The organism is Halobacteriovorax sp. (genome assembly GCF_041587335.1).
Taxonomy (GTDB): domain Bacteria; phylum Bdellovibrionota; class Bacteriovoracia; order Bacteriovoracales; family Bacteriovoracaceae; genus Halobacteriovorax.
The window spans coordinates 1-4,994 of record NZ_JBFGYP010000169.1 but is presented as its reverse complement, the minus strand read 5'-3'; the positions used below and the strand labels follow the sequence as shown (position 1 = coordinate 4,994).

Below are 4,994 nucleotides of genomic sequence, written 5' to 3'. Positions count from 1 at the left end.
TTCAATGTCAGGAGTTCAAGGCCTAAGATCTTCGTGTTAAATGAAGGAGTTTTTAGGAAGTGCTTTCTGTAAAAGATCGCTGTGGCCAAGAGCTTTTGATATCTTTCTTGCTTATAATATATAACAGATTGTACTTCTAGTGAGCGTTTAAACCCTGGTGTTTTAGGTGATACCTTTCGGAGTTCAGAAAGGGAGCTTTCAAGCTGATTCTTTTGAAACAGCTCAATTCCTAATTTAAGCTCAGAAGAGAGTGAGGAAGAGGTAATAAATATGATTATGAGTATTTTATAAATCATTAAAACCTGTATCCAATACTTAGATCAAGAGTGTTAAGAGCAGTATCGCCCTTTGAGTTCTCACTTCTTGTTACTCGGCTAAGTTTTAAAGATGTTGTATAGTTTTTAGGGAGCTTGATTGTTGTTGTAAGGTGAATGTCATAAAATTTATTATTATTTATGAGAAGAGCACTTTTGTTCTTATAACGGTAGAGGCCATAGCTTACACCAATTCCAAGTTCAATTTTCGCTGTGGAATAAGACAGTAAATTTATTTGCCCAATAAGTGGGATAAGGTCTATGTATATAGATTTTCTATCGTTAACTTGAGCACTTATAATATTGATATTGCTTGCTAATGATTTTGAGAAGTCATTCTCAGATTGCGTATATTTGTAGTATGAGATACCAGTCTCTATGTAAGAATTTAATCTATATCCATAGCTTATTCCAAGCCCGTTAATGTCGTTGAGTTTATTATCGATTTCGTTTTGATACGATACAGATATATGATGAGTACTTATTTCTATTGGCGCAGCTATGTATAGTTCACCATAGTCAGAAGCATAAATGTTGAAGCAGCTTAGAGCTAGTAATATTAGTATCTTTTTCATACTAAAAATATACTCTAATATAAAATTTATTCAGTAATCGTTATAAAAAATTCCCTTGTGTTTAATATTTAGACATCTTTCCTCTAATGAATTTCGACGAATAACCAATAGCTCTAATCTCATTCCTGACAATTCAATTACTTAGGTCTGCAAAGTCTTTAACCCAACTTCCGTGAGCAATGGACAATTTCTTTTAAGTCCTTAGTCTCATAGGAAACTGTGGTAAATGTTAGATTTGAGAGTAGAGTAAACAGCAGAAAGGGGAAGATAAGCTTGATTATATTTATAGTTCAATCTTCTCAACATTTGCTTTACCATTCTTCGAAAAGAAGACTTCAACTTTGCCATTTTTAAACCCAATATTATCGCAACAGCCTTCAAACCTATCAGACTTTGATAACTCTTGATCTGTTTCACTTAACTTCCAAACTATAAATCCAGGTTCGTTTTGCTGGATACTCCATTGTATCAAAAGGCATATTGTATCATCACTTGATAAGGCATACTTATCTTGAAACTCGTAATCATCTAGTTGAGGAACAAAGACTCCTGCGATATGAATATCTGCTACATTATAGGGAGACCCCATCCTTATTTCCATTTCGTTACTAAACTTTACCTTATACATTAGAAAATTATCTCCTCTAAAACGTCCTCTAAAGGAACATCGTTTGGTATTAGAAATTGGTGTCCTTCTCCGCAAGCAACTTTACCAGCATAACCAGATACACTTTCTTTAACTTTATATACTTTAATTTTGTCAGCATTATTTCCCCACTTCTTTATATTGAGCATGGCCTCTGCATGTTCCGAGTTGATGGGTTTTACTGGTGCAAACCAACGACCAGGTTTAGTCTGTCCTTTTCGTTGTGCTTGAAAGAAGACCTCTCCTGGTTTGTAGCTTCCTTTGAAGACATGACCGTCAAATGCCTCTTTTATGCTACCTTTTAGGTCAGGAAGTTCCTTAACATACTTATTTCCAAACTTGGGAGAGACCACTATTTTGTCTAATTTGACAATCCCATTGGGGTCATCTCTAAGTATCTGTTTACTAAGATTTGAGAAGCCATTCATTTCAGCTTTGGTTACAGTTTTTCCAAATAATTTCTGTGCTGAATTAACTATTGTAGATCCGTTAGATGTCATGGTCTTAGTAATATTCTTGAATTTGCTTAAAGCTTTTCCAGCTGAGCTTATATAATGAGAAGTTCCGAGTGAGAGGATGCCTACTAGTGCGAGTGTTCTATCAAATTCAGATAACTTGTCATCAGTTACAAGATTCTTACCTGTAACTAATTCATATATGTGCTTATCAGCTCTACTTTCTTCTTGCTCGTCATAATTATCTACATAGTTAGAAATATTAGAATCACCATTGTAGTTAATACTGAAATTAGATAGGTCGCCGGCCTGGGCCTGAAGCCCAATTGTTATTATAAGTATTTGAAATATAGAACAAATTATTCTAAGCACAATCTGTTATAACAGTTCTAGTAAAAAGGTAAATGTACGGTGTAAATAATTCAACTGTAGTCCTTCTAATATCTGTCTTTATATATTCTACTTATCTTTTATCTGTAGCAGGGGTAAATTTCACTCTTGATAATGTTCCTTCCCCTCATGTGCAACAGTCGTAAATATAGAATTTGAGATTACAATAATGAGGAAGGATTAGTCTGAGAAATTACTCACTGTTACTCTTTGTAATCTTCAAATTCCCAGTAAGCATATCGAGATAAATACTCAGTAATATTTTTCCAATTATCACTGTCTTTAGACCCAAATAATTTTAGAACCCTATTTCTCAAACTTTTATAGTTATACTCCTTCATGATAATTTTATGACGTCCAATCATGATACGTAGAATGAAATGGAAGTTATATGCATCTTCTGGACAAAAATCTAGATTGAACTCTTCTGATTCTGCTAAAATTTGTTTTATTTCAGATTTCATAATGTATTCCTTATTCAGCTATATCAAGGTGACCATTTCCTTGAAATTGACCAGTTGTTTTGTTTCTCCATTCAAAATTAGCTTGTGTTTTACCAAGACCTTGTTTGAAGGAAGGAGCATAATTATGGCCAACTTTACATCAAATTCGGTGATAAATCTCTCCAGCTACACTACTAAAACCGAGAGTACGAACATCCCCTTTCAGCAAATCATCTCTCAGCTTGCAAGAGCAACTAATCGTCACAAAATCAATTATGACCAATTAAGATTTATCTTTAAAACGGTTAGAGAGTGCTGTGAGGTTGAACCACCTAAGAAAAGACACCGTTTGTTTGAGTTACTGTTAGGTTTATCAATTTGTTAAGCAGGTTCGTTTTGTTTTGAGATTATATCACAAATAAAATAGTTCGCTTAAAGCTCACTACTTATAAATCACAAGTGGGTTAATATATGGTGAGATGATATATCCCTCTTTTGAGTACCTGCCATAATTATCTTCCCAGTATATATTATTCTTTTTATCAAAATATAAATTACAATCCCATCCATCGGGTATAGCTTTTACAAAGTCTAGCTTAATGCCGTTGTCATCAATGAACTTTTGGTCATACACTTCCAATCTACTTAATGGTGCAGGGAATAGATGATTTTTCAAAGTGCCATTTACAAAAGAATTAACCCCTGTAGCGTCCTGAATAACATCTTGGAAGTGATTTTCTTGTTCCATTTTACTTATTATACTTTGAGCGTCAGACAAACCAATTTTTAATTGACTCCATATTTCTTCGTACAGTCTGTTTCGAATTTTTTTACTAATGTTCATTATAACCCATAACCTTGTTAATAATTTAATCTACAAATTCTATTAAGCCTCTTTGAAAAGCATCGTTGCTAATTAGCCATTCTCTTGCATTGCCAATAGTTCTCCCTCCTGGAATGAAACCAAAGTTTCTTTTCTCAAGTAGTTCTATTGGTGTTCTTATACTTTGTTGAATGTCTGGTTTGAATTTGAATTTCAAAACAGTATATTCTGTAGTATCGACTAGTTGAGTTCCAGCTTTGTCGGTATAGAGGCTTAATCTTTTTGCATAAGCTGTTGGGTTTGAAATATCCTTAATATCATCTAAAGCAGTAACAAACGCTTCATTCCCAGCATTAGGCCTTGATAGAGGTAATTCTCCTTTCTTAATCTTATCGGCAAACTTTTTATCAACAACACGAGCATAAACTCCGCTATCAGGAAAAGGATTATTTATAGGAACATCTTTTTTAAATAATTTATATCCCTTCTCTGTTACGGCCTGACCTGTAGCTTTAATTTTTGACCATGTCCTACCAGTAGATGATTTAATAAATTCGCCAAGTTGCGATGCCTTGCTAAAACCTAACTTCCGTGCGGAATTAACTATTGTAACTCCATTTGAGAATACGGACTTAGTAATATTTTTAAACTTAATTAAAACTTTTCCAGCTGCGCTTATATAATGAGAAGATCCCAAGGAGAGGATTCCTACTAAGGCGAGTGTTCTATCAAATTCAGATAACTTGTCATCAGTGACGAGATTCTTACCTGTAACTAATTCATATATGTCTTTACCAATTCCAGCGACGGGGAGAAGTCCAAGGCCTATATCAATAATTGATAGTGCAACTTTTTCAATTTTTTGGGAGGACTCGATATCTCCTTGAATTAATGAATCTGCTGAAAGACTTAGAAAATCAAATGCACTCTCTTTGTATTCGATATCAACACTACTTGAGCCTATATAATTAGAAGTTTTGTAAAGGCTCTCTAATTGTTTATATTCATCTTTAAAGTCGTTGTGTGTACTTAGAGAATTAATTGAATCGCATGCTTCTTTTTTTAGCGTACATCTTTTGAGATCGATAAGATCATTTGCATATTGCTCTATGGGAGTTTCAGGTGATTTGTTCTCAACTCTTTCGAATTTTATATCCCATTCTGCGGCAATGCTTTCAATTCTAGTTTGAACCTTTTCTTGGAGCTCTAGTTCCTTAATGGCCTGATTAAGGTTTTTCTTATCAATATTTTCGATAAATCTCTTGATACTCTCTTCAGACTCTTGGGTAAAACTTGTATCTTCTCCCCATCTGTTGAGGTGAGAGGTATTGATCGTATTATTTAATGA

7 protein-coding genes are annotated in these 4,994 nt (G+C 34.0%); all 7 read right to left on the bottom strand.

Features of this window, described 5'->3' with window-relative positions:
* A partial coding sequence (locus ABX784_RS15390) for a hypothetical protein (RefSeq protein WP_372655951.1) occupies positions 1-296 on the bottom strand: 296 nt, incomplete at its 3' end.
* A complete protein-coding gene (locus ABX784_RS15385; protein WP_372655950.1) occupies positions 296-889 on the bottom strand; it encodes a hypothetical protein in 594 nt (197 codons plus the stop codon). The genes ABX784_RS15390 and ABX784_RS15385, both read right to left, overlap by 1 nt.
* Positions 890-1,172: 283 nt before the next feature.
* Positions 1,173-1,517: a hypothetical protein gene (locus ABX784_RS15380; protein ID WP_372655949.1), complete on the bottom strand. Its 345-nt coding sequence runs from the start codon at positions 1,515-1,517 to the stop codon at positions 1,173-1,175.
* Positions 1,517-2,362 (bottom strand): pre-toxin TG domain-containing protein, encoded by an 846-nt coding sequence (locus ABX784_RS15375; protein ID WP_372655948.1) that lies wholly within the window; start codon positions 2,360-2,362, stop codon positions 1,517-1,519. The genes ABX784_RS15380 and ABX784_RS15375 overlap by 1 nt, the downstream gene beginning before the upstream one ends.
* A gap of 221 nt (positions 2,363-2,583) precedes the next feature.
* Positions 2,584-2,844 carry an Imm8 family immunity protein gene (locus tag ABX784_RS15370; RefSeq protein ID WP_372655947.1) on the bottom strand — a complete coding sequence of 87 codons (261 nt, stop codon included), beginning with the start codon at positions 2,842-2,844 and terminating at the stop codon, positions 2,584-2,586.
* A gap of 421 nt (positions 2,845-3,265) precedes the next feature.
* The gene (locus ABX784_RS15365; protein ID WP_372655946.1) at positions 3,266-3,667 is read right to left on the bottom strand and encodes a hypothetical protein; all 402 of its coding nucleotides are present in this window, start codon (positions 3,665-3,667) and stop codon (positions 3,266-3,268) included.
* Positions 3,668-3,692: 25 nt separating this feature from the next.
* On the bottom strand, positions 3,693-4,994 hold a 1,302-nt coding region (locus ABX784_RS15360), incomplete at its 5' end, for a pre-toxin TG domain-containing protein (RefSeq protein WP_372655945.1).